The following is a 24,769-nucleotide window of genomic DNA, read 5'->3' on the forward strand; positions in this document are numbered from 1 at the left end:
GCGGGCACTGATCCTCGGCCGGCGTGCGGTCCGCACGCCGGCCGATGCCAAATCTTGACCCGGCCGGGTGCCGTGGACATGGCAGACTCCGGCCATGCAGGCGACGGGAGCGGACCCCGGGGCCGGGACGGCCCCGTTCAGGACGGTGCGGGCGGTGCTGTTCACCGCGCTGTGCACCACCCTGTCCGCTACCTCCCATGTGCTGCTCTCGCACGCCCCGTTGCCGCCCGCGACGGTCACCGCGATCTGCGCCGGCGTGTTCGCCGCCGCCTATCTTCTGACCGGCCGGGAGCGCGGCTACCGGGCCGTCGCCGCGCTGCTGGTGCCGCTGGAACTGGCCGCGGACACCGTCTTCACCGCCGGCCAGCACACCTGTTACGGCCGGGCCGGCGGCCCGGTCACCGGCCCGCTCGACTCGGTCGGCTTCCATCTGCTCTGCCAGGGCGGCGAGTTGGGCACCCCCCTGGCGAGGGCGGCGGCCCATGCCGGGACCCCGCTGCCGCCGGCCGTGCCGGCGGCCGCGCCCTGGCTGCTGCTCGCCGCCCACCTCGCGGTCGGGTTGCTGGCCGCCGGCTGGCTGCACCGCGGCGACGCCGCCCTGAACGCCGTGCTGTGTGCCGCCGCGGCCACCACCGTCCGTCCGCTGCGGACCGCGGCCGCGGTGGCCGGTGCCGCGCCCGCCCCGCCCCGCCGGCGGATCCGCCCGCCGCACCCCTCACCTCCGGCCCGCCCGCTCCCCCTCCTCGTGCACTGCGTACGGCGTCGCGGCCCGCCCCCGGCCGCCGCCTGACCGACCGTACGAACCACCCGACCCTTCGAGGGGGAACCATGAGCAACAGTCAGCAGGCCAGGACCGCGGCCCGCGAGCGCATCCGCGCCGAGCGCGAGCGCCAGAAGAAGCAGGAACGGATGCGCCGCCAACTCGTCGTGGCGGGCGCCGTGGTGGGCGCGCTGGCGGTGGCCGGCGGCGTCGGCTTCGGCATCATGAAGGCCACCGCACCGACCGGCTGGGAGGCCGCCAAGGAGGCCAAGCAGATCGCCCCGGCGCACACCCAGGGCAAGGACCACACCGAGATCCTGATCGGCGACCCGAAGGCCAAGCAGACCCTGGAGGTCTTCGAGGACGTCCGCTGCCCGGCGTGCGCGGCCTTCGAGCAGAGCAGCGGCAAGGCGCTGCTCAAGGACATCGAGGACGGCCGCTACAAGGTGCGGTTCACGATGTACACCTTCATCGACGGGGCGGGCGGCGGTGAGGGCTCCAAGAACGCGCTGAGCGCGCTCGGTGCGGCGCTGAACGTCAGCCCGGAGGCGTTCTTGAAGTACAAGGCCGCGCTGTACTCCACCAAGTTCCACCCCGACGAGCGCGAGGACCTCTACGCCAAGGACTCCGAACTGCTCAAGGTGGCCGCCGACGTACCGGAGCTGAGGAACAACAAGGCGTTCGAGACCGCGGTCAAGAAGGGCACCTACGACCGCTGGACGATGGACATGACCGCGCTCTTCGGCCGCAAGGGCGTCCGGGGCACCCCGACGTTCATGCACGGCGACAAGAAGCTGGCGATGGACAAGATCCCCGAGCAGCGGATGACGCAGGAGCAGTACAACCAGCTCGCCGAGGCCAACTTCAAGAAGATGGTCGACAGGGAGTTCGGCCCGGCGAAGGGGACGCCGCCCGGCAAGGACGGCGGAAAGGGGATCCGCGAGGGCGAAAAGGACCCCACGGGCTCGCACTGAGCGACCGGTCGGCAACGGGAGGGCGAATTCTGGGAAATCCCGGACCACGCCCTCCCGTTGGGCCCTTACCGGCCAGTAGGGTGTGCGGCCGTGACCGATCACGACCAGATCTCGCGCCGCACCGCCGTCACGGCCGTCGCCGCCACCGCTGCCCTTCTGCCGTTCGCCGGCGCCGCCACCGCGCACGCCGCGGAAGACCCCGACGGGGGACAGGTCTTCCAGCACGGCATCGCCTCAGGTGACCCGCTCCCGGACGGTGTCCTGCTGTGGACCCGGGTCACCCCGACCCCGTCGGCCACCCCGGGCTCCGGCCGGGGGCCGGCCACCGAGGTGGCCTGGGAGGTGGCGACCGACAAGGGCTTCACCGCCGTCGTCGCACGGGGCAAGGTGACCGCCTCGGCCGCTGCCGACCACACCGTCAAGGCCGATGTCCGCGGCCTGCGCCCGGCCACCGTCTACTACTTCCGCTTCACCGCCGGTGGGCAGCGCTCCCCCGTCGGCCGTACCCGTACCGCACCCCCCGCCGGCACCTCGGCGGGCAACGTCCGCTTCGGCGTGGTCTCCTGCGCCAACTGGGAGTCCGGCTACTTCTCCCCGTACCGCCACCTGGCCGCCCGCACCGACCTGGACGCGGTGCTGCACCTCGGCGACTACCTCTACGAGTACAAGTCAGGTGAGTACCCGGAGTTCAAGTACGTCGTCCGCCCGCACTCCCCCGCCAACGAGCTGCTCACCCTCGCCGACTACCGCACCCGGCACGGCGTCCACAAGACCGACCCGGACGCCCTGGCCATGCACGCCGCCCACCCGGTCATCGCCATCTGGGACGACCACGAGTTCGCCGACAACGCCTGGAAGGGCGGCGCGGTCAACCACACACCGGGCACCGAGGGTTCCTGGTCCACGCGGATGGCCGCCGCGAAGCAGGCGTACTTCGAGTGGATGCCGGTGCGCCCCTCGATCGCCGGCACCACCTACCGCCGGCTGCGCTTCGGCACCCTCGCCGACCTGCACCTGCTGGACCTGCGCTCGTTCCGCGACGAGCAGGCCAAGCCCGGCAGCGGCGCGGTCGACGACCCTTCCCGCACCCTCACCGGGCGCGCCCAACTGGACTGGCTGAAGGCCGGCCTGGAGCGCTCGGACACCGCCTGGCGGCTGGTGGGCACCTCGGTGATGATCTCGCAGGTGGCCTTCGGCTCGGTGCCCGCCCACCTGCTCGGCCCGCTCGCCGAGATCCTCGGGATACCCAAGGAGGGGCTGGCGATCAACACCGACCAGTGGGACGGCTACACCGACGACCGGCGCGAGCTGCTGCACCACCTCAGCGACCGCGGCATCGACAACACCGTGTTCCTGACCGGCGACATCCACATGGCCTGGGCCAACGACGTACCGCTGCAGGCGGCGACCTACCCGGCCACCCGGCCGGTGGCGACCGAGTTCGTGGTCACCTCGGTCACCTCCGACAACGTGGACGACTTCCTGCACGTCGCGCCGCACACCGTCTCGCTGGCCGGGGTCGCCGCCATCCGCGCCGCCAACCGCCATGTGAAGTGGCTGGACATGGACTCGCACGGCTACGGGGTGCTGGACGTCACCGCCGAGCGCACGCAGATGGACTACTTCGGCATCTCCGACAAGACCGACCCGCAGGCCACCAGCGCGCACCTGCGCTCCTACCGGACGCGCACCGGCAGCCAGCAGGTCGAGCGGGCGGACGCGCCGGTGGCCTGACGCGCCCCGCCCCTCCTACTGCACCCGGGCGTTCAGAGGTCGGCCAGGAACCCCAGCGCCACCTTCCAGGCGCTCTCCGCCGCCTCGGCGTCGTGGTCCGGCAGGTCCGGGTCGGTGAAGAGGTGGCCGGCGCCGGCGTAACGGAAGACCTCCACGTCGGCGCCGGCCCGGCGCATCTGCAGGTACCAGGCGTTCAGCCAGTCGTGCGGCTCGTACGGGTCGGGGTCGGCGACGTGCAGCTGCACCGGCAGGTCGTCGGCGGACGCGTCCTCGGCGATGTCGGAGGTGCCGTGCAGCAGGAGCAGCCCGCGGGTCTTCTCGTCGCCCAGCGCGAGGGTCTGGGCGACCGAGCCGCCGAAGGAGAAGCCGGCGTAGACCAGGCCGCGGTCGGAGTACGGCGCGACGGCGGTGATGGCCCGCTTGAGCAACTCGTCCTTGCCGATCTCGTCCTTGATGAGGATGCCGTCCGGCACCGATTCCGCGGTGCGGCCGTCGAACAGGTCGGGGACGATCACCTCGTGTCCCGCGGCGCGCAGCCGGTCCGCGGCGGCGTGCACCGCGGGGCGCAGCCCGCACACCGAATGGAACAGCACGATCGTCGAGGGCCCGCTGGCCGTGGGCTCGGTGGTAGGCGGCACTGCATCACTTCCCTGGGTAGAACTCTTGTGGCCCCATCGTGCCAGTTACTAGCGCGGAGACCGGGTACCAGCACACCACAGCGCCCCCTGCCCGAGGAGGAACCCCGTGTCCGTGGAGCACGTGCTGCGTCCGGTCGTCGTCGTCGGCGGCTCGGTCCTGGTCACGCTCGTCCTGGTCTGGCTCGCCGACCGGATGCTGCGCCGGATCGATGCCGCGCACCCCGAGACCCCGCTGTGGGGGTTGCTCCGCCGCTGCCGGATACCGCTCCGGGTGGCGCTGTGCGCGGCCCTGCTGCGCGGCGCGTACGACGAGACCGGGCTGGCGTACACCGAGCAGCACGCGGACGGGATCGGGCAGGCGCTGAGCCTGGTGCTGATCGCGGCCACCGCCTGGCTGGTCGTCCGGGCCGCGGCGGCGATCGTGGAGTCGTCGTACTCGCGCTATGCGGCCGGCGCCCGGGACGCGGCGCGGGTACGCCGGGTGCGGACCCAGGTGACGCTGATCCAGCGGGTGGTGACGGCCGTGGTGATCGTGGTCGCGGCCGCCTCGATGCTGCTGACGTTCCCGCAGATGCGGGCGGTGGGCACCTCCATGCTGGCGTCGGCCGGGCTGCTGGGCATCGTCGCCGGTATCGCCGCCCAGTCCACCCTCGGCAACCTCTTCGCCGGGCTGCAGATCGCCTTCGGCGACATGGTGCGGATCGGTGACACGGTCGTCGTCGACGGCGAGTGGGGCACCGTCGAGGAGATCACCCTGACCTTCCTGACCGTGCGGACCTGGGACGAGCGGCGGATCACCATGCCGGTGTCGTACTTCACCGGCAAGCCCTTCGAGAACTGGTCGCGCGGCGGGGCGCAGATGACCGGCACCGTGCTGTTCCACCTGGACCACAGCGCCCCGGTGGAGAAGATGCGCCAGCGGCTGCACGAGATCCTCCAGGAGAGCCCGGACTGGGACGGCCGCTCCTGGAGCCTGGTGGTCACCGACACCACACCGTCGACGATCGTGGTGCGGGCGCTGGTGACCGCCCGGGACTCGGACACCATCTGGACGGTGCGCTGCGAGGTCCGCGAGCGGATGCTCGACTGGCTGCGGACCGAGCACGCCTACGCGCTGCCGCGGATCAGCACCGGGCCGGCCCCGCTGGACCGCGCCGGCGGGCAGCCGGAGCGGTGAGGCCGCGCCGTACGAGGGACGCGGACGCGGACCACGACACGGGACCGGGCACGGGAAGCGGCCCGCGCTACGGCACCGCCCGCAGACTGCGGATGTCCAGGTGGCGCAGCACCCGGTCCACGACCTCGGGGTCGACGCCCGGCTCACTGCGCGCCGCCAGCACCTCGTGCCGGGCCGCCGAGAGCATCTCGCCCTGGATGCGCTGCACCTTGCGCACCCGGGAGATGCGCTTGTCGAACAGCTCGCGCCGCTCGTCGTCGATGATCTCCGGAGTGATCCGGGCCCCGATGTCGAACGCGCGGCGCGCCAGCTGGTCCCGGACCTCCTCGGGCACCTCCTCGACCTCCAGCACCTCCTGCAACCGCCGCTTGGCCGCCTTGATCACCCGCAGCGCCAGCTCCCGCTCCAGCGCGTCGGCCGCATCGGCGTCGGCCCGCACCCGCAGCCGGCGCACCAGCCAGGGCAGCGTCAGCCCCTGGACCAGCAGGGTGGAGAGCACCACCGTGAAGGCGATGAAGAGGATCTCGCCGCGGTAGGGGAACTCCGCGCCGTCGATGCCGTACGGCAGGGCCAGCGCCAGCGCCACCGAGGCCACCCCGCGCATCCCCGACCACCAGACGATCACCGTCTCCCGCCAGCTGACCGGGATGTCCTCGTCGTAGTCGCGGCGCCGGTGCATGCGCTTGGCGAGCCAGGCGGCGGGCAGCAGCCACAGCAGGCGGACGCCGACGACCACCCCGACGACGGCGACGCCGGCGCCGATCAGCTCGCCCCAGCGGTGCGCGGCGGTGGCGAGGATGGTGTGCAGCTCCAGGCCGATCAGCCCGAAGGCGACGCCGGTGACGAGGGTGTCGACGACCTCCCAGAAGGTGTAGCCGGCGAGCCGGCCCAGCACATCGTCCGGGTCCACCGCGTACTCGGCCAGGAACAGCCCGGTGGTCAGCACCGCCAGCACCCCCGACCCCTTGAGCGACTCGGCCAGGACGTAGCCGAGGAAGGGCACCAGCAGCGTCAGCCCAATCTGCAGCGTCGGATCGCCGAGCAGGCTCATCAGCTTGTTGGTGGCCCAGCCCAGCGCCAGGCCGACCGCCATGGCGACCACCGCGGAGAGCACCAGCGAGCCGAGCGCGGCGGGCACCGAGAAGGAGCCGGTGACCACGGCGGCCAGCGCGACGTGGTAGAGCACGATCGCGGTGACGTCGTTGAAGAGCCCCTCGCCCTCCAGGATCGAGAGCATCCGGCGGGGCAGCCCCAGCTTGCCGGCGACGGCGGTCGCGGCGACCGGGTCGGGCGGGGCGACCAGCGCGCCGAGCACCACCGCGGCGGCCACCGGCATCCCGGGCACCACGGCCTGGGCGACCGCGGCGACCGCGGCCGTGGTGGCGAACACCAGCAGCACCGCGAGCAGGAAGATCGGGCGCAGGTTGGCGGTGAACTGTCGCCAGGAGGTGCGCTGCACCGCCGCGTAGAGCAGCGGCGGCAGCACCACCGGCAGGATGAACTCGGGCGGGATGTCGACGTTGGGGACGAACGGCACCAGCGCCAGGACGGCCCCCGCGAGGGTCATCAGCACCGGTGACGGCAGCCCCAGCCGGTCCCCGACCGGCACCATGACCACGGCTCCGAGCAGCAGGACGAACAACAGAGCCAGCTGTTCCACGGTGGCTACGCTCCGGGGTGGTCGAATTCGATCACTTTCCGCCCCCAGCGTGCCAGACGCCTGCGGCCGGGCCCGGTCTCCGGACGTGTGGCACGGACGCGCGGCGTGCGGTCCGTCAGCTGCTCTCGTCCCGGACGGTGTCCAGCGCGTGCTGGAGGTCGTCGGGGTAACCGCTCGCGTACTCGACCCAGCGGCCGTCGGAGGGGTGCTCGAAGCCCAGCCGGACCGCGTGCAGCCACTGCCGGCCGACGCCCAGCCGCTTGGCGAGGGTGGGGTCCGCGCCGTAGGTCAGGTCGCCGACGCACGGGTGGCGGTGGGCGGCCATGTGGACGCGGATCTGGTGGGTGCGCCCGGTCTCCAGCTTGATGTCGAGCAGGCTGGCCGCGCGGAACGCCTCGATCAGGTCGTAGTGCGTGACGGACGGCTTGCCGTCGGCGGTGACCGCCCACTTGTAGTCGTGCTGCGGGTGCCGGCCGATGGGGGCGTCGATGGTGCCGCTCATCGGGTCCGGGTGGCCCTGGACCAGGGAGTGGTAGCGCTTGTCGACCGTCCGCTCCCGGAACTGCTGCTTAAGCAGGGTGTAGGCGCGCTCGGACTTGGCGACCACCATCAGGCCCGAGGTGCCGACGTCGAGGCGGTGCACGATGCCCTGGCGCTCGGCGGCACCGGAGGTGGAGATGCGGTACCCGGCCGCGGCCAGGCCGCCGATCACGGTGGTGCCGGTCCAGCCCGGGCTCGGGTGGGCGGCCACCCCGACCGGCTTGACGATCACGACGATGTCGTCGTCGTCATGCACGATCTCCATGCCCTCGACGGGCTCGGCGACGATCTCCACGGGCGGCGCGACCCGCGGGATCTCGACCTCCAGCCAGGCGCCGCCGCGCACCCGCTCGGACTTCATCACCTCCGCCCCGTCGACCCGGACCTTGCCTGTGGCGGCCAGCTCGGCCGCCTTCGTCCGGGAGAAGCCGAACATCCGGGCCAGCGCGGCGTCCACGCGCTCGCCCTCAAGGCCGTCCGGTACGGGCAGGGTGCGGATCTCGGGAAGGGTGCTCACCCCACGAGTATGGCAGTTGCACCGGGGTGACCTGCCCGGCGGCCGGGGGCCGGGGCCCGACGGCCCGTCAGCCCCGGCCTGCGGGGTCAGTCCTTGTGGACCGTCCCGTCGGGGTCCAGCCCCCGGAAGGAGAGGATGACGATCAGGATGCCGCCACAGACGATCGCGGAGTCGGCGAGGTTGAAGACCGCGAAGTGCGCGGGGGCAATGAAGTCGACCACCGCGCCCTCGAAGACGCCCGGCGAGCGGAAGATCCGGTCGGTGAGGTTGCCAAAGGCGCCGCCGAGCAGCAGCCCCAGCGCGATGGCCCAGGGCAGGCTGTAGAGCTTGCGGGCGATCCGGAAGATCACCAGAATCACCACCGCCGCGATGATGGTGAGGAAGATCGTCAGGGCCTCGCCGATGCTGAAGGCGGCCCCGCGGTTACGGATCACGCTGAACTGCAGCAACGTCCCGATGACCTGCACCGGCTCGTGGTGCTCCAGCTTCGCCACGACCAGCAGCTTGCTGCCCAGGTCGAGCAGGTACGCCACCAGCGCCACCAGCAGCAGCGCGGTGATCCGCCGCTTGCCGCGGCCGGCACCCTGCTCGGGTGCCGCCGGCCCGCCCCCTTCGGTTCCCGGTGTGGGATCCGTCCCGGAACCCGGCTCGGGTTCCGGCGTACCGGTGATGCGCTCCGCCTCTGCCACGTGTGAGTCCCTCAGGCCGTTGTGTCCGCGGCCAGGCCGTGCCTGGCTGAACCACGAGAGTACGGCACACCCCAGCGGCGCCGGGCGCTACGGGTGCGGCCCGCGACGACCTGCTGCGGGGGCCCTGCTCAGCGGCGCTCCTGCTGCTGCTTGCACTCCACACACAGCGTCGCCCGCGGGAAGGCCTGCATCCGCGCCTTGCCGATGGGATTGCCGCAGTTCTCACACAGCCCGTAGGTGCCCGCGTCCAGCCGGCCCAGCGCCCGCTCGGTCTGCAGGAGCATCTCGCGGGCGTTGGAGGCCAGCGCCAGCTCGTGTTCGCGGGTGATGTTCTTGGTGCCGGTGTCGGCCTCGTCGTCACCGGCCCCGTCGCCGGAGTCGCGCATCAGCCCGGCGATGGCGTCCTCGGCCGAGGTGATCTCCAGCCGCAGCCGCTCCGCCTCCTCCAGGAGCCCGGTGCGCGCCTCCGCGACCTCGGCCGGCGTCCAGGGGTCCTCACCGGGCCGTACGGCGAGCTCGCCGGGCGCCGCGGCCACCCTGGTCGGCGACGCCGCGCCGGCGCCCTGTCCCTTGGCCGTCGCGGCCGCCGTCTTCTTCGCCACCACCGTCTTGGCTCCCGTCTTCTTGGCGGACACCGCGGTCTTCTTGGCCGGAGCCTTCTTCGCGGCCTTCTTCGCCGCAGCCTTCTTGGCCGTGGCCTTCGCGGCCGTGGCCTTCCTGGGCGTGCCCGTGCCGGACGCCGTCTTCTTGGCGGCGGCCTTCTTCGGAGCCGCCTTCTTCGGAGCGCCGTTCTTCGGTGCAGGCTGCTTCGCGACGGCCTCGTCGGCAGGCGTCGTGCTCTTCTCCGCGGCGGTCTTTTTCGCCACCATGGCCGCGACCCCTTCACACATGTGACTTCGTTCGCGAATCGTGACGGGAACGATAAATCGCCACACGCCACGCGGCAACGGGACGCACCGCCCCGACGGGTCCTGCCACCGGCCCGGAAGTCCGGTCTGCCTCGGTTGTGCCCTCCTGTCGGCCCGGTAACCGCTCCACCGCCGGGCACTGCGGGCCACTGGCCATTCGGGTCACGCCCCGGGGCCGGCCGCCGGGCACCCCGCACCGGCCTCGCCCCGGACCGCCGGAATTCGGTCGGCCGCGCCCGGCCCCGCCCCGTACACTGGGCCCCAGCGAGAGGCAACGATGGGACGAGTAGCGTCGTACGCAGCCGGTAGCGACCCGGGGACGGTGGAAGCCCGGGGGCGTGCCCGACGTGAAGATCACCCCGGAGCCGCCGGAAGAAAGCTTTGGACAGTGGGCTCTGCCCACGGGCCTCGGGCCACCCAAGGCGAGTAGAACCGGCAGCGCGACCCCAATGAGGGGGCGGTGCGCCAGCACCGCCAAGGAGGGTGGTACCGCGGGAGCCCAGGCTCTCGTCCCTCCGGACGGAGAAGCAGCAGGGATCCGCCGGAGGAAGCCCCGATGAGTGAGCAGCACCGGTACCGACAGGTACCCGCCCAGGTAGACCTTCCCGCCCTCGAGCACGCGGTGCTCGACTTCTGGCAGGAGCAGAAGGTCTTCGCCCGCACCCTCCAGCAGTCCGAGGGCCGGCCCGAGTGGGTCTTCTACGAGGGCCCCCCGACCGCCAACGGCATGCCCGGCGCCCACCACATCGAGGCCCGGGTCTTCAAGGACGTCTTCCCCCGGTTCCGCACGATGCAGGGCTACCACGTCGACCGCAAGGCCGGCTGGGACTGCCACGGCCTCCCGGTCGAGCTGGCCGTGGAGAAGGAGCTGGGCTTCAACGGCAAGAAGGACATCGAGGCGTACGGCATCGCCGAGTTCAACGCCAAGTGCCGCGAGTCGGTGACCCGCCACACCGACGCCTTCGCCGAGCTCACCACGCGGATGGGCTACTGGACCGACCTGGACGCCCCGTACCGCACCATGGACCCCGACTACATCGAGTCGGTGTGGTGGTCGCTGAAGGAGATCTTCGCCAAGGGCCTGCTGGTCCAGGACCACCGCGTCGCCCCCTGGTGCCCGCGCTGCGGCACCGGCCTGTCGGACCACGAGCTGGCGCAGGGCTACGAGACCGTCGTCGACCCCTCGGTCTACGTCCGCCTCCCGCTCACCTCCGGCCCGCTGGCCGGCGAGGCGTCCCTCCTCATCTGGACCACCACCCCCTGGACCCTGGTCTCCAACACCGCCGCCGCCGCGCACCCCGACGTGCGCTACGTCGTCGCCACCGACGGCACGGAGAAGCTGGTCGTCGCCGAGCCGCTGCTGGAGAAGGCCCTCGGCGAGGGCTGGGAGGCCACCGGTCAGTCCTTCACCGGCCGTGAGATGGAGCGCTGGTCCTACGAGCGCCCGTTCTCCCTCGTCGAGCTGGAGGGCGCCAACTTCGTCGTCAACGCCGAGTACGTCACCACCGACGACGGCACCGGCCTGGTCCACCAGGCGCCCGCCTTCGGTGAGGACGACCTCAAGACCTGCAAGGCGTACGGCCTGCCGGTCGTCAACCCGGTCCGCCCGGACGGCACCTTCGAGGAGCAGCTCGCGCTCGTCGGCGGCCAGTTCTTCAAGAAGGCCGACGAGGCCCTGGTGGCCGACCTCGACGCCCGGGGCCTGCTGTTCCGGCACATCGCCTACGAGCACAGCTACCCGCACTGCTGGCGCTGTCACACCGCGCTGCTCTACTACGCCCAGCCGTCGTGGTACATCCGCACCACCGCGGTCAAGGACGCCCTGCTCCGGGAGAACGAGAACACCAACTGGTTCCCCGAGTCGGTCAAGCACGGCCGCTTCGGCGACTGGCTGAACAACAACATCGACTGGGCGCTGTCCCGCAACCGCTACTGGGGCACCCCGCTGCCCATCTGGCGCTGCGAGGAGAACCACCTCACCTGCGTCGGTTCGCTCACCGAGCTGAGCGAACTGACCGGCACCGACCAGTCCGGCCTGGACCCGCACCGCCCGTACATCGACGCGGTCACCTTCCCCTGCACCCACGAGGGCTGCACGCTCACCGCCACCCGCGTCCCCGAGGTGATCGACGCCTGGTACGACTCGGGCTCGATGCCGTTCGCGCAGTGGGGCTACCCGTACCGCAACAAGGAGCTGTTCGAGAAGCGCTACCCGGCGCAGTTCATCTCGGAGGCCATCGACCAGACCCGCGGCTGGTTCTACACGCTGATGGCCGTCGGCACCCTGGTCTTCGACAAGTCGTCGTACGAGAACGTGGTCTGCCTGGGCCACATCCTCGCCGAGGACGGCCGGAAGATGTCCAAGCACCTGGGCAACATCCTCCAGCCGATCCCGCTCATGGACCAGCACGGCGCCGACGCGGTCCGCTGGTTCATGGCCGCCGGCGGCTCCCCGTGGGCCGCGCGCCGGGTGGGCCACAGCACCATCCAGGAAGTGGTCCGCAAGACGCTGCTGACGTACTGGAACACGGTGGCCTTCCAGGCGCTGTACGCCCGCACCTCCGACTGGGCACCGTCCGCCGCCGACCCGGCCCCCGCCGACCGCCCGCTGCTGGACCGCTGGCTGCTGGGTGAGCTGAACACCCTGGTCGAGCAGGTCACCGGCGCCCTGGAGGCGTTCGACACCCAGCGCGCCGGCAAGCTGCTGTCGGCCTTCGTCGACGACCTCTCCAACTGGTACGTCCGCCGCTCCCGCCGCCGCTTCTGGCAGGGCGACGCGGCCGCGCTGCGCACCCTCCACGAGGTCATCGAGACGGTCACCCGGCTGATGGCGCCGCTGACCCCGTTCATCACCGAGCGGGTCTGGCAGGACCTGGTCGTCCCGGTCACCCCGGACGCCCCGGACTCGGTCCACCTGTCGTCGTGGCCGGTCGCCGACCGCGACGCCATCGACCCGGCCCTCTCCGAGCGGATGCTGCTGGTCCGCCGGCTGGTGGAACTGGGCCGCGCCGCCCGCGCCGAGTCCGGTGTCAAGACCCGGCAGCCGCTGTCCCGCACGCTGGTCGCGGCTCAGGGCTTTGGGGACCTGGACGAGGACCTGCGCGCGCAGATCGCCGAGGAGCTCAACGTCAGCTCGCTGGCCTCGCTCACCGACTCCTCCTCTGGTCGAGGGGGCGGCGACTCCCTCGTCGACACCACCGCCAAGGCCAACTTCCGTGCGCTCGGCAAGCGGTTCGGCAAGGGCGTCCAGGCGGTCGCCAAGGCCATCGCCGGCGCGGACGCCGCGGCCCTCTCCCTCGCGCTGCGCGAGGGCACGGCCGCCGTCGAGGTCGACGGTGAGACCGTCACCCTCTCCCCCGACGAGGTCATCATCACCGAAACCCCGCGCGAGGGCTGGTCGGTGGCGTCCGACGCCGGTGCCACGGTCGCCCTCGACCTGGAGATCACCCCGGAGCTGCGCCGGGCGGGCCTGGCCCGCGACGCGATCCGGCTGATCCAGGAGGCCCGGAAGAACTCCGGCCTGGACGTCGCGGACCGGATCGCCCTGCGCTGGCGGTCCACGGACGACGAGGCCACCACGGCGCTGACCGACCACGCCGCCCTGATCGCCGACGAGGTGCTCGCCACGGACTTCGCCACCGGCGAGGCGGACGACAGCTTCGGCCCCGCCTTCTCGGACGAGGCACTGGCACTGACGTTCCGCCTCCGTAAGGCGTAATCCGACCGTTCGCACAGCTGCCCCGGCGTCACCCGCGCCGGGGCAGCCGTGCTCCGTCCCCGGCCCCCGGGCCGGCCCTCGACGGCGCACTGCGCACGGCACACCACGCACACAAAAGGGCCGGGCCCCGAGGGAATCCCTCGGGGCCCGGCCCTGATTGCCGACGGTACGCGCTAGGCGGACCTCAGTTGTCGTCCTCGTCGATGAGGAAGCCCCTCATCGGCGACGGCGTCTGCTGCAACGGCGCCGGACCACCCTGCGGCCGCACCGGAGCCATCGGCTGGGTCATCGCCGGCGACATCTGCTGCTGACCGCCGTAGGACGGACCACCGCTGGACTGACCGGCCATGGAGTGGTTGCCACCGCCCATGGGCTGGTTGCCACCCATGGTGTGGTTGCCGCCCATGCCACCCGCACCGGACGACGCCATCGAGGGCGACGGCGGCAGGGAGGGGGCGGCCGGGGTCCGCGGCGGGGCCAGCGAGTCGTCCGCCTGGTTCTCCAGCTGACGCAGCTGGCTCTCCAGGTACGACTTCAGCCGCGTGCGGTACTCGCGCTCGAAGCCCCGCAGGTCCTCGACCTTGCGCTCCAGCGTCGCGCGGGCCGACTCCAGCGAGCCCATCGCCACGCGGTGCTTCTCCTGCGCGTCCCGCTCCAGCGCGTCGGCCTTGGCGCGGGCGTCCCGCTCCAGGCCCTCGGCACGGCTACGGGCCTCGCCGACGATCTTGTTGGCCTCGGAACGGGCCTCCGCGATCGCCTGGTCAGCGGTCTGCTGCGCCAGCGACAGCACGCGCGCGGCACTGTCACCGCCGGGGCCGCCCTGCTGACCGCCACCGGGGCCGGGAAGCTGCTGCGGTCCGCCGGGGCCGCCCATCGGGCCACCCATGGGGCCGCCGGGGCCCATCGGACCGGGGCCGTGCGGGCCCTGCGGACCGGGGCCGTGGCCACCGGGACCAGGAGGCAGCTGCGGTGCACCACCGGGCAGTTGGGGCGGGCCACCCATCCCCTGCTGCTGCGGCGGGACCGGCTGCGGACCGGATATGGCGGCGGGCACAGGAGCCCCAGGACGCTGCGGCTGCTCCTGCTGCTGGTCCGGTCCCTTGCGCAGACCCTGCTGCTGCTGGTTCTGCGCCGCGGCACGGGTGGCGGCGGCCAGCTTGGCGCGCAGGTCCTCGTTCTCCCGCAGGAGCCGGGTCAGTTCGGCTTCGACCTCATCGAGGAAGGCATCGACCTCGTCCTCGTCATAGCCTTCTCGGAGGCGGACGGTCGTGAACTGCTTGTTCCGCACGTCCTCGGGGGTCAACGGCATCTCTACTTCACCTCAACGTAGTCGTCGGCAATCGGCAAGACCGTATCGTTCACACCAACAACACCGACCTCACGACGGTGATCAGGATGTACACGATGATCATCAATACGAAGAAGGACAGATCGAGCGCCACGCCCCCGAGACGCAGCGGCGGGATGACCCGCCGCAGAAGCTTGAGTGGCGGATCAGTGACAGTGTAGGCGGCCTCCAGAATGACCACCATCGCCTTGCCGGGTTGCCATGAACGGGCGAATTGGAACACATAGTCCATCACCAGCCGGAAGATCAGCACGATCAGGAAGCAGTACAGCGCGATGTAGATCACCTGACCAGCGACACTCATCTCGCGCGTCCCTCTCCCCTTGCCTAGCTGCTGTGTTGACCTTACGGCCCTGGTGTGCCCGGTGTTGCGTCTCAGCTCTGGTTGAAGAACCCGCCCTCTGCGATTCGGGCCTTGTCCTCCGCCGTGACATCGACGTTAGCAGGCGACAACAGGAACACCTTCTGCGTCACCCGCTCGATGCTTCCGTGAAGACCAAACACCAAACCGGCCGCAAAGTCGACAAGTCGCTTCGCATCGGTGTCATCCATCTCTGTGAGATTCATGATCACCGGAGTGCCCTCACGGAAGTGTTCCCCGATGGTACGGGCTTCGTTGTAGGTCCGGGGGTGCAGCGTGGTGATGCGGTAGGGCTCCCGCTCGGACACAACCTTGGGCATGATCACCGGTGCGTTCTTCTCCAGATTCGGACGGTCGGGTGTGATGGATGCCACGGGGGCAATTCGCGCGGGTCGTCCGCTTTCGGCGGTGAGCGAGGCTGGTTCACGTTGCGCCGGTGGCGTCACGGCACGGACGGGTTCGTCCCGTTCCGGGTGTGTTTCGGCGGGCACTTGGTGCTGCTGCCGCCGCCCCCGATCGGGTTCCGGTTCTAGCTCGGGCTCGAACTCGTCATCGGGGTCGAACCCCCGGCCGTCGTACCCATCGTCCTCCACGAGGCCGAGGTAGACCGCCATCTTGCGCATCGCGCCGGCCATTCTCTGCGTCCTCCGCTCTGTGGTGGATCGGCTCCGTCACCGGGGGCCCTGGATCCACGCGGCCTCCCCGCCATCTGCGGAAATGACCATATTTTGTGCTGTGGTCCGACTTGCTTGGCGACGTTACCCGAGCCGTGGTCGGACTCCGAGTACCGCAGTGCCGACGCGCACATGTGTCGCTCCGGCTGCCACGGCGTCCTCAAGGTCCGCGCTCATGCCCGCAGACACCATGGTGGCAGCAGGATGGGTGGCCCGCAGGTCGGTTGAGATTTCCAGGAGCCGTTCGAATGCGGCGAGTTGGCGCCCCGCATACGGCCCGACCAGCGGCGCGACCGTCATCACGCCGTCCAGGCGCAGCCCTTGGGCCTCGGCGATCGCCTCAGCCAGCGCCGGCACCCCGTCCGGCGCCACTCCGCCACGAGCCCCCTGCTCACCGGACTCGGCGTCCAGCGCCACCTGGACCAGGCAGCCCAGCTCACGCCCGGCCCGTACGGCCTCCTTGGAGAGCCCGGTGACGAGCCTGGCCCGGTCAACCGACTGAACAATTCCGGCATAACCGGCCACGGACCGCACCTTGTTGGTCTGCAGTTGCCCAACGAAGTGCCAAGTAAGGGGCAAATCAGAGCACTCCGCGGCCTTCGGTGCCGCCTCCTGGTCGCGGTTCTCGGCGACCTGGCGCACCCCCAGTTCCGCGAGCAACCGGACGTCGGCGGCGGGGTAGGTCTTGGTGACCACGATCAGGGTCACCTCGTCGCGCGACCGCCCGGCCTTGGCGCAGGCCGCGGAGATACGATTCTCCACCCGTGCCAGGTTGTCGGCGAGTTGCGCTCTGCGGTCGTCGCTCACTGCTCGGTCTCCCCCGCTCCACGGCCGGAGGTCTCCCCCAGCCACACATAACTCGCGAGCCGCCCGGTAGTACGGTCCCGCCGGTACGAGTAGTGGTCCGCGGACTCCCGGGTGCAGATGTGGGAATCGTCACCCACTGCTACCCCCGCCGCGGCGAGTTGGGCCCGGACCCCCGCCGTGACGTCCACCGCGGGAGTGCCCCAACCCGTCGTCGCATAGGCTTCCGGCTCCACGGCGGCGACATCGGCGCGCATCGCCTCGGGCACCTCGTAACACCGTCCGCAGATCGCCGGTCCGGTGTGGGCGAGGATCCGGGCCGGTTCGGCACCCAGCTTCCGCATCGCCTCGACGACCGCCGGCACCACCCCGGCCACCAGGCCGGGCCGGCCGGCGTGCGCGGCCCCCACGACCCCCGCGACCGGATCGGCCAGCAGCACCGGGGTGCAGTCGGCGGTCAGGACGGCGAGCGCCAGCCCCCGGCGGGCCGTCACCACCGCGTCCACGCAGGGAATGTCGGTGCCCTTCCAGGGGCCGTCGACCACGGCCACGTCCCGGCCGTGGACCTGGTTCATCCAGACCACCGCGGCCGGGTCGAGTCCGAGTTCCGCCGCCGCGCGGGCGCGGTTGGTGCGGACGGCCTCCGGGTCGTCGCCGACCGCGCCGCCCAGGTTGAGCTGCTCATACGGAGCGGCGCTCACCCCGCCCCACCTGTCGGTGAAGGCGAAGTGCGCGCCGCTCTCGTGGTGCTGTTGCCCTATCACTGCGGTGCTTTACGTCACTTCAGGAAGTCGGGAACGTCCAGTTCCTCGGCCGCGGCGTCGGAGTACGACGGACGGGCCGGGGGAACCTGCGGGGTGCTCGCCGGGGGTGCCGGTACCTCGCCCAGCGCGGAGGAGGGCTCGGCCGGCGCCGGCTCCTCGTCCCGTGCGGGCACCGAGCCGAGTCCACCGAAGGACGAGGACGTCCGGGGCTCCGGCGGGGCGACCGGGCGGCTCGGGGCCGGCGCCGGCTCCTCACGTTTGGGCGCCGACAGGGTGGACTGCGCATCCCGGCGGGCCGGCGGCTGACCGCCGTCGAAGCCCGCGGCGATCACCGTGACCCGGACCTCGTCGCCCAGCGCGTCGTCGATGACCGCACCGAAGATGATGTTGGCTTCCGGGTGGGCCGCCTCGCTGACCAGCTGAGCGGCCTCGTTGATCTCGAACAGACCGAGGTCCGAGCCGCCGGAGATGGAGAGCAGCACACCGCGGGCGCCGTCGATGGACGCCTCCAGGAGGGGCGAGGAGATCGCCATCTCCGCGGCGGCCACCGCGCGGTCGTCGCCGCGTGCCGAGCCGATGCCCATCAGGGCCGATCCGGCCTCCGACATCACGGACTTGACGTCGGCGAAGTCGAGGTTGATCAGACCCGGGGTGGTGATCAGGTCGGTGATGCCCTGGACACCCGACAGCAGCACCTGGTCCGCGGACTTGAACGCGTCGAGCACGCTCACCTGGCGGTCCGAGATGGACAGCAGTCGGTCGTTGGGGATCACGATGAGGGTGTCGACCTCTTCGCGCAGCTGGGCGATGCCGTCCTCAGCCTGGTTGGCGCGACGGCGGCCCTCGAAGGTGAACGGCCGGGTGACCACACCGATCGTCAGGGCGCCCAGCGAGCGCGCGATGTTGGCGACGACGGGTGCGCCGCCGGTGCCGGTGCCACCGCCCTCACCCGCGGTCACGAAGACCATGTCGGCCCCCTTGAGGACCTCCTCGATCTCCTCGCGGTGGTCCTCGGCCGCCTTGCGACCCACATCCGGGTTGGCGCCGGCGCCGAGACCGCGGGTCATTTCGCGGCCAACGTCGAGCTTGACGTCGGCGTCGCTCATCAGCAGCGCCTGCGCATCGGTGTTGATCGCGATGAACTCGACGCCCTTGAGCCCGACCTCGATCATCCGGTTGATGGCGTTCACGCCACCGCCGCCGATGCCGACGACCTTGATGACTGCGAGGTAGTTCTGCGGTGCTGCCACGTCGAAGGCCTCTCGCCTCGAGTTACGTGTCGTCGCCGCACTGTGCGTGTGGACGCCGACTGATGCCGATGGGACGGTTCCGTGTCGCCGACCCGAACCCTAACGTTGAAGTTTAGGGTTACCTGTGCCTGTGTTCCTTGGTTCCATAGTCCCTTTGGAACGAGACACTAAGTCGACAAGGTGCGCGCGTTCAACGAACACGCCGAACCTCCCGTTTTTCTTTTCACCCTATGTGATCACCCATAGTCGTAGCCATCCAGGGTGCTGGCCTGCCGCTACGACCGTCAACTCCCCGACACCGCAGGCGCACTGGGGACGGAGACGTCGAAGTGGCGCCCGTTACGCCCGGCCTTCAGCAGCGCGGTCAGCACCTTCGCCTTTTCGGGGCCCTGTTCGCGGCTGCCCCAGGCAACCGTGCGCCCGCCGGCCAGTTCGAGGGTGATGGAGTCATAGGACCGTACGCGGACCTTATGGACGTCCTTGCGTACGCCCGCGGGCAGATCCTGTGCAACCTCGACCGCGGCCCGCCGCAAACGGCCGGATCCAAACCATCCCTGGGCGTGCAGAACGGTCATCTCCAGCAGCGGGACGCCCCGGGGCGCGGCCTTGACGGTGGCGAACCGGACGCCGTCGGCGTCCACTTCGACGTACTTTCCGCCCTCTTGCAGCAAGAGCCGCGGCGTCCTTTCGGTCACTTTCAGGCCGAGGGTGTGCGGCCAGGACCGCTCGATGTCCACGCTCTTGATGCGCGGCAGCCGATCGCGCAGCCGGCGGGCCAGCGCGTCCGTATCCACCGAGGCCAGCGGGGTGTTCATCGGGGCGTGGGCGGCGGCCACGACCTCACGCCGGGTCAGAACGTCGGTGCCGCGCGCCGTGACGCGCTCCAACCGCAGCCAGTCCGAGCCGTAGAACGCCCAGACGCCGAACGCGCCGAGCAGCGTCACGACGGCCGTGATGATGATCAGACCGCGACGGCTCGGCGCGCGCAGCGGAGTGCGCACCCAGCGGAATCTTCGCCCGCGCTGCTCCGTGGCGGAGGGCGGGCCGGACGGTGACTTCTGCTCGCCTCGCCGGGCGGTTGTCGGTCCGGCCACGCTCCCTGCCTTCTCTCGTGCGCTACTTGCGGTGCTGCTCGATCGCCTCGTACACCATGCCGACCAGCAGCTCATCGGCGTCCCGGCGGCCGAACTCGGAGGCCGCGCGAGACATCTCGTACAGCCGGTGCGGATCGGCCAGGACCGGGAGCACACTGCTCTGCACCCAGTCCGGGGTCAGCTGGGCATCGTCGACCAGCAGGCCCCCGCCTGCGTTGACCAGCGGCTGGGCGTTGAGCCGCTGCTCGCCGTTGCCGATGGGCAGCGGGACGAACGCGGCCGGCAGCCCGACGGCGGACAACTCGGCGACGGTCATCGCGCCCGCGCGGCAGAGCATCATGTCGGCCGCGGCGTACGCGAGATCCATCCGGTCCACGTACGGTACCGGGACATAGGGGGGCATCCCGGGCATGTTGTCCACATGCGGCAATTCGTTCTTCGGGCCGACGGCGTGCAGCACCTGGATGCCGGCGCGCTGCAGGGCCGGCACGGTCGACTGGATGACCTCATTCAGTCGGCGTGCACCCTGGGAACCGCCGGACACCAGCAGGGTCGGCAGGTTGGGGTCCAGGCCGAAGGCGGCCCGGGCCTCGGGGCGGACCGCTGCGCGGTCCAGGGTGGCGATGGTGCGGCGCAGCGGGATGCCGACGTAGCGGGCACCGCGCAGCTTGCTGTCGGGGGTGCTGACGGCGACGAACTTGGCGTACCGCGAGCCGATCTTGTTGGCCAGGCCGGGGCGGGCGTTGGCCTCGTGGACGACGATCGGCACCCCGAGCCGCTTGGCCGCCAGGTAGCCGGGCAGCGCCACATAGCCACCGAAGCCGACCACACAGTCCGCCTTGGTGCGCTCCAGGATCTGCTCGGCGGCCTTGATCGTGCCGCGCAGCCGGCCCGGGACGGTGATCAGTTCGGGCGTGGGCTTGCGCGGCAGCGGTACGGCCGGGATCAGGCCGAGCTCATAGCCGCGCTCCGGGACGAGCCGGGTCTCCAGGCCCCGCTCCGTACCGAGTGCCGTGATCCCCACGGTGGGGTCCTGCCTCCGCAGTGCGTCCGCGAGGGCGAGCGCGGGCTCGATGTGGCCGGCGGTCCCCCCACCGGCGAGTACGACATGCACCGAAATTCACCGCTCTCCGGACGGCCGCTTCTTGACGCGCCGTCTCATCGTCTTCCATCTCACCCCAGCCGGTTTCCTGCCGAAAACCGGCTTCCGCGTGGCCAATGCGGCCAAGGCCGCCCGTGCAGCGGGCTCGTCACGCGCGAAGGCGATCAAGAGCCCGATGGCGAACATCGCCGGCAGCAGGGCGGAGCCTCCGTAGGAGAACAGCGGGAGCGGGACACCGGCGATCGGCAACAGGCCGAGCACCGCACCGATGTTGATCACGGCCTGGGCCGTGATCCAGGTGGTCACACCTCCCGCTGCGTACCGTACGAAGGGGTCCTCCGTGCGTCCTGCCACGCGGATACCCGCATAGCCTAGAGCCGCGAAGAGGGCGAGTACCGACAGCGTCCCCGCCAGACCCAGTTCCTCCCCGGTGATGGCGAAGATGAAGTCGGTGTGCGGTTCAGGGAGTTCACCCCATTTTTCCATACTCGCGCCCAGCCCGGAACCGAAGAATCCGCCGGACGCCAGGGCATAGATCCCGTGCACGGCCTGCCAGCACTGGTCGCCGGGGCCCGGATCGGTCGCTCCGATGCAGGCCAGCCGGGCCATCCGGTTGGCGCTGGTCTTGATCAGCACCGCGCCGATCACCGTCGCGGTGCCCAGCACCCCCACGAAGAGCCTGGTCGGCGCCCCGGCCAGCCACAGCAGCCCGAAGACGATCGCCGTGAGAATGATCGCGGTGCCCATGTCTCCGCCGAGCATGATCAGCCCGAGCATCAGGAACGCCACCGGGATCAGCGGCACCAGAAGATGCTTCCACTGCACCAGCAGCCGCTTGTCCTGCTTGCGGGCCAGCAGGTCCGCGCCCCACAGGACCAGCGCGAGCTTGGCGAACTCGCTCGGTTGCATCTGGAAAGGGCCGCCGAGGTTGATCCAGTTCTGGTTGCCGTTGACCGCGACCCCTATGCCCGGAATCTGCACCAGGCACATCAGGAAGACCGAGACCGCCAGCAGCGGGTAGGCCAGGGTGCGGTGCACCCGTACCGGCATCCGGGCCGCGAAGAGCAGCAGCCCGCCGCCGAGCACGGCCGCGAGCAGCTGCTTGCGGAAGAAGAACGAGGGGGCCAGACCGGACTGCAGCGCCTTGATCTGGGACGCCGAGTAGACCATCACCAGCCCCAGCACCGTGAGCAGCAGGCTGCCGCCCAGAATGAGGTAGTACGCGGTCAGCGGACGGTCCCAGGCCCGCTTCAGCCGGGTGAGCAGGCCCCGGCCGCCGCCCGGTGTACGGCCCCCGCTGGGCGGGCGCACACCGGAGGTACGGCGGAACGGGCGCGGCGCGGCGGACGGGCTCCCGCCCCCGGCCCGAGGTCGGCCCCCGCCCGTCTGGGGCCGGCTCCCACCGGCCCGTGGCCGGCTCCCGCCCGCCCGTGGCTGGCTCCCGCCCGCCCGCCCTGGGTTCACCGGTCGGGCCGTCATCCTCGTCCCCTCCACAGGTGCGCTCGCCGCCGGCGGCCGGCGGCAGCGGGGAGATACGGGCTAGTGATCCGGTGCGGTCAGTGCGCGGACCGCTTCGGCGAAGGCGTCGCCCCGCTTGTTGTAGTTGACGAACATGTCCATCGAGGCGCAGGCCGGAGCCAGCAGGACGGTGTCGCCGGGCTCGGCCAGGCGGGCCGCTTCCCGGACCGCCGAGGACATCGCCCCAGTGTCCGTCCGGTCGAGGTCGACCACCGGGACATCGGGGGCGTGTCGCGCCAGGGCTTCCCGAATCAGCGCCCGATCGGCGCCGATCAGCACCACGCCGCGCAGCCGCGCCGCCGACTTCTGCACCAGCTCGTCGAAGGTCGCCCCCTTCGCCAGCCCGCCGGCGATCCACACGATGTGTTCGTACGCCGCCAACGAGGCCTCGGCGGCGTGGGTGTTGGTGGCCTTGGAGTCGTCGATGTAGGTGACCCCGTCGAGGTCCGCGATGTGCTGGATGCGGTGGGCGTCGGGGTGGAAGGCGCGCAGTCCGTCGCGCACCGCCGCGGCGGGCACCCCGAAGGCCCGGGCCAGCGCCGCGGCCGCGAGGGCGTTGGCGATGTTGTGCGGGGCAGCGGGCCGGACGTCGGAGACCTCCGCCAGCTCCTGGGCCTGCTTCTGGCGGTTCTCCACGAAGGCGCGGTCGACGAGGATGCCGTCGACGACGCCGAGTTGGGAGGGGCCCGGAGTGCCGAGGGTGAAGCCGACGGCGCGGCAGCCCTCCTCGACGTCGGCCGCCCGGACCAGGTCCTCGGTCACCGGGTCGGCGACGTTGTAGACGCAGGCGACGGTGTTGCCCTCGTAGATCCGGCCCTTGTCGGCGGCGTACGCCTCCATGGAGCCGTGCCAGTCCAGGTGGTCGGGGGCGAGGTTGAGGACGGCCGCGGAGTGCGCGCGCACCGAGGGCGCCCAGTGCAGCTGGTAGCTGGAGAGCTCGACGGCGAGGACGTCGTACGACGCGTCCTCGGCCTGGCCCTCGCCGAGGACCACATCGACGAGCGGGACGCCGATGTTGCCGACGGCGGCGGTCCGCAGACCGGCCGCCGTCAGGATCGAGGCCAGCATCTGGACGGTCGTGGTCTTGCCGTTGGTGCCGGTGATCGCGAGCCAGGGAGCCGAGTCGGGGCCGCGCAGCCGCCAGGCCAGCTCCACATCGCCCCAGACCTCGATGCCCGCCTTCCCGGCCGCGGCGAAGAGCGGGCTGGACGGCTTCCACCCGGGGGTGGTGACGACCAGCTCCGTGCCCTCGGGGAGGGTGTCGCCGTCGCCCAGGCGGACGGTGACCCCCAGGGCCTCCAGCTCGGCCGCCTGGGCGCGCTCGCGCTCACCGTCGCTGCTGTTGACGACGGTGACGCGGGCGCCGAGGCCGGCCAGGGCGCGGGCGGCGGGAACGCCGCTCACGCCGAGGCCGGCGACGGTGATGTGCATACCGCCGAACTCCGTGGGAGTCCCGGTCGGGCCGTGCGTGGTCACTTCGCTGCCTGCCAGCCGCCGTAGAAGATGCCTAGTCCGACGATGACGCACATGCCCTGAATGATCCAGAATCTGACCACCACAAGGACTTCCGACCACCCCTTGAGTTCGAAGTGGTGCTGGAGCGGCGCCATCCGGAAGACCCGCTTCCCGGTGAGCCGGAACGATCCGACCTGGATCACCACGGACATCGTGATCAGGACGAACAGGCCGCCGAGGATGGCCAGCAGCAGCTCCGTACGGGAGCAGATCGCCAGGCCGGCCAGCGCGCCGCCCAGGGCCAGCGAGCCGGTGTCACCCATGAAGATCTTGGCGGGCGAGGTGTTCCACCACAGGAAGCCGAAGCAGGCGCCCATCAGTGCGGAGGCGACCACCGCGAGGTCGAGCGGGTCGCGGACCTCGTAACAGCCCGGTCCGGCGGTGATCTGGTTGGCGCAGGACTCCTGGTGCTGCCAGATGCCGATGAAGGTGTACGCGCCGAAGACCATCACCGAGGCGCCGGTGGCCAGGCCGTCGAGGCCGTCGGTGAGGTTCACGCCGTTGGACATCGCCAGGATCATGAACAGCGCCCAGATCACGAAGATCACCGGGCCGATCTGCCAGCCGAAGTCCTGGGTGAAGGACAGCCGGTCCGAGGCCGGGGTCTGTCCGCGCAGGTCGGCGAATTGCAGCGAGAGCACCGCGAAGGCGATGCCGACGATCAGCTGACCGGCCATCTTCGCCTTGGCCCGCAGGCCCAGCGACCGCTGCTTGACGATCTTGATGTAGTCGTCCAGGAAGCCGACCAGGCCCATGCCCGCGAAGAGGAAGAGCACCAGCACGCCCGAGAACGTCGGGTCGCTGGAGGTGATCACCTTCGTCACGACGTAGGCGATGATCGTGGCCAGGATGAAGGAGATACCGCCCATGGTGGGCGTGCCCTTCTTGCTGCCGTGGGTCCGCGGGCCGTCATCGCGGATGAACTGCCCGTACCCCTTCTTGGCCAGCAGCTTGATCAGCAGCGGGGTACCGATCAGGGTCAGGAAGAGCCCGATCATTCCGGAGAAGAGGATCTGCTTCATCG

General features: G+C 71.1%; 21 protein-coding genes. 5 read left to right on the forward strand and 16 right to left on the reverse strand.

Annotated features, from left to right (window positions below):
- Positions 1 to 94 precede the first annotated feature (94 nt).
- From AB0G84_RS16055 to AB0G84_RS16065, 3 genes are all read left to right on the forward strand, one after another.
- Positions 95 to 790, forward strand: a complete 696-nt coding sequence (locus AB0G84_RS16055) for a hypothetical protein (RefSeq protein WP_361320451.1) — start codon at positions 95 to 97, stop codon at positions 788 to 790.
- A gap of 38 nt (positions 791 to 828) precedes the next feature.
- Positions 829 to 1,734, forward strand: coding sequence for a thioredoxin domain-containing protein (locus tag AB0G84_RS16060; protein ID WP_361320452.1), 906 nt, complete (start codon positions 829 to 831; stop codon positions 1,732 to 1,734).
- A 90-nt stretch (positions 1,735 to 1,824) separates the two neighbouring features.
- On the forward strand, positions 1,825 to 3,468 hold the full coding sequence (locus tag AB0G84_RS16065) for an alkaline phosphatase D family protein (protein WP_361320454.1): 1,644 nt from the start codon (positions 1,825 to 1,827) through the stop codon (positions 3,466 to 3,468).
- A 32-nt stretch (positions 3,469 to 3,500) separates the two neighbouring features.
- Here AB0G84_RS16065 and AB0G84_RS16070 read toward each other — a convergent pair whose 3' ends face one another.
- On the reverse strand, positions 3,501 to 4,106 hold the full coding sequence (locus tag AB0G84_RS16070; protein ID WP_361320456.1) for a dienelactone hydrolase family protein: 606 nt from the start codon (positions 4,104 to 4,106) through the stop codon (positions 3,501 to 3,503).
- Positions 4,107 to 4,218: 112 nt separating this feature from the next.
- Between AB0G84_RS16070 and AB0G84_RS16075 the strand changes: the two genes are divergently transcribed.
- Entirely contained in the window at positions 4,219 to 5,283 is a 1,065-nt protein-coding gene (locus AB0G84_RS16075) for a mechanosensitive ion channel domain-containing protein (protein ID WP_361320569.1), read from the forward strand.
- 67 nt (positions 5,284 to 5,350) lie between these two features.
- Here the strand turns inward: AB0G84_RS16075 and AB0G84_RS16080 are convergent, their stop codons facing one another.
- From AB0G84_RS16080 to AB0G84_RS16095, 4 genes are all read right to left on the reverse strand, one after another.
- Complete coding sequence (locus tag AB0G84_RS16080) at positions 5,351 to 6,943, reverse strand: Na+/H+ antiporter (protein ID WP_361320458.1); 1,593 nt, start codon at positions 6,941 to 6,943, stop codon at positions 5,351 to 5,353.
- Between the two features lie 115 nt (positions 6,944 to 7,058).
- The gene (locus AB0G84_RS16085; protein WP_361320460.1) at positions 7,059 to 8,000 is read right to left on the reverse strand and encodes an RluA family pseudouridine synthase; all 942 of its coding nucleotides are present in this window, start codon (positions 7,998 to 8,000) and stop codon (positions 7,059 to 7,061) included.
- A gap of 86 nt (positions 8,001 to 8,086) precedes the next feature.
- Complete coding sequence (gene lspA, locus AB0G84_RS16090) at positions 8,087 to 8,689, reverse strand: signal peptidase II (protein ID WP_361320462.1); 603 nt, start codon at positions 8,687 to 8,689, stop codon at positions 8,087 to 8,089.
- 128 nt (positions 8,690 to 8,817) lie between these two features.
- Positions 8,818 to 9,558 carry a TraR/DksA C4-type zinc finger protein gene (locus AB0G84_RS16095; protein WP_361320464.1) on the reverse strand — a complete coding sequence of 247 codons (741 nt, stop codon included), beginning with the start codon at positions 9,556 to 9,558 and terminating at the stop codon, positions 8,818 to 8,820.
- A 595-nt stretch (positions 9,559 to 10,153) separates the two neighbouring features.
- On the opposite strand from AB0G84_RS16095, the gene ileS reads away from it, so the two are divergent.
- Complete coding sequence (ileS, locus tag AB0G84_RS16100) at positions 10,154 to 13,315, forward strand: isoleucine--tRNA ligase (protein WP_361320466.1); 3,162 nt, start codon at positions 10,154 to 10,156, stop codon at positions 13,313 to 13,315.
- A 184-nt stretch (positions 13,316 to 13,499) separates the two neighbouring features.
- On the opposite strand, the gene AB0G84_RS16105 is transcribed toward ileS, so the two are convergent.
- The 11 genes from AB0G84_RS16105 to mraY form a co-directional block, all read right to left on the reverse strand.
- Entirely contained in the window at positions 13,500 to 14,624 is a 1,125-nt protein-coding gene (locus AB0G84_RS16105; protein WP_361320468.1) for a DivIVA domain-containing protein, read from the reverse strand.
- A 49-nt stretch (positions 14,625 to 14,673) separates the two neighbouring features.
- Positions 14,674 to 14,967, reverse strand: a complete 294-nt coding sequence (locus tag AB0G84_RS16110) for a YggT family protein (RefSeq protein ID WP_030415214.1) — start codon at positions 14,965 to 14,967, stop codon at positions 14,674 to 14,676.
- 71 nt (positions 14,968 to 15,038) lie between these two features.
- The gene (gene sepF / locus AB0G84_RS16115; protein WP_361320470.1) at positions 15,039 to 15,659 is read right to left on the reverse strand and encodes a cell division protein SepF; all 621 of its coding nucleotides are present in this window, start codon (positions 15,657 to 15,659) and stop codon (positions 15,039 to 15,041) included.
- 123 nt (positions 15,660 to 15,782) lie between these two features.
- Complete coding sequence (locus AB0G84_RS16120) at positions 15,783 to 16,505, reverse strand: YggS family pyridoxal phosphate-dependent enzyme (protein ID WP_361320472.1); 723 nt, start codon at positions 16,503 to 16,505, stop codon at positions 15,783 to 15,785.
- Positions 16,502 to 17,266, reverse strand: a complete 765-nt coding sequence (gene pgeF / locus AB0G84_RS16125; RefSeq protein ID WP_361320474.1) for a peptidoglycan editing factor PgeF — start codon at positions 17,264 to 17,266, stop codon at positions 16,502 to 16,504. Before pgeF ends, AB0G84_RS16120 begins: the two co-directional genes overlap by 4 nt.
- A 14-nt stretch (positions 17,267 to 17,280) precedes the next feature.
- Positions 17,281 to 18,516: a cell division protein FtsZ gene (gene ftsZ / locus AB0G84_RS16130; protein ID WP_361320476.1), complete on the reverse strand. Its 1,236-nt coding sequence runs from the start codon at positions 18,514 to 18,516 to the stop codon at positions 17,281 to 17,283.
- A gap of 284 nt (positions 18,517 to 18,800) precedes the next feature.
- Complete coding sequence (locus AB0G84_RS16135) at positions 18,801 to 19,610, reverse strand: FtsQ-type POTRA domain-containing protein (RefSeq protein WP_361320478.1); 810 nt, start codon at positions 19,608 to 19,610, stop codon at positions 18,801 to 18,803.
- A 22-nt stretch (positions 19,611 to 19,632) separates the two neighbouring features.
- Entirely contained in the window at positions 19,633 to 20,724 is a 1,092-nt protein-coding gene (gene murG / locus AB0G84_RS16140) for an undecaprenyldiphospho-muramoylpentapeptide beta-N-acetylglucosaminyltransferase (RefSeq protein WP_361320480.1), read from the reverse strand.
- A gap of 6 nt (positions 20,725 to 20,730) precedes the next feature.
- A complete protein-coding gene (gene ftsW / locus AB0G84_RS16145; protein ID WP_361320482.1) occupies positions 20,731 to 22,023 on the reverse strand; it encodes a putative lipid II flippase FtsW in 1,293 nt (430 codons plus the stop codon).
- 228 nt (positions 22,024 to 22,251) lie between these two features.
- Positions 22,252 to 23,661 carry a UDP-N-acetylmuramoyl-L-alanine--D-glutamate ligase gene (murD, locus tag AB0G84_RS16150; protein WP_361320484.1) on the reverse strand — a complete coding sequence of 470 codons (1,410 nt, stop codon included), beginning with the start codon at positions 23,659 to 23,661 and terminating at the stop codon, positions 22,252 to 22,254.
- Positions 23,662 to 23,702: 41 nt separating this feature from the next.
- Positions 23,703 to 24,767 carry a phospho-N-acetylmuramoyl-pentapeptide-transferase gene (gene mraY, locus AB0G84_RS16155; RefSeq protein ID WP_030068199.1) on the reverse strand — a complete coding sequence of 355 codons (1,065 nt, stop codon included), beginning with the start codon at positions 24,765 to 24,767 and terminating at the stop codon, positions 23,703 to 23,705.
- Between the last annotated feature and the right edge of the window lie 2 nt (positions 24,768 to 24,769).

It is taken from the genome of Streptomyces sp. NPDC020742 (assembly GCF_040641675.1).
In the GTDB taxonomy this organism is placed as follows: domain Bacteria; phylum Actinomycetota; class Actinomycetes; order Streptomycetales; family Streptomycetaceae; genus Streptomyces.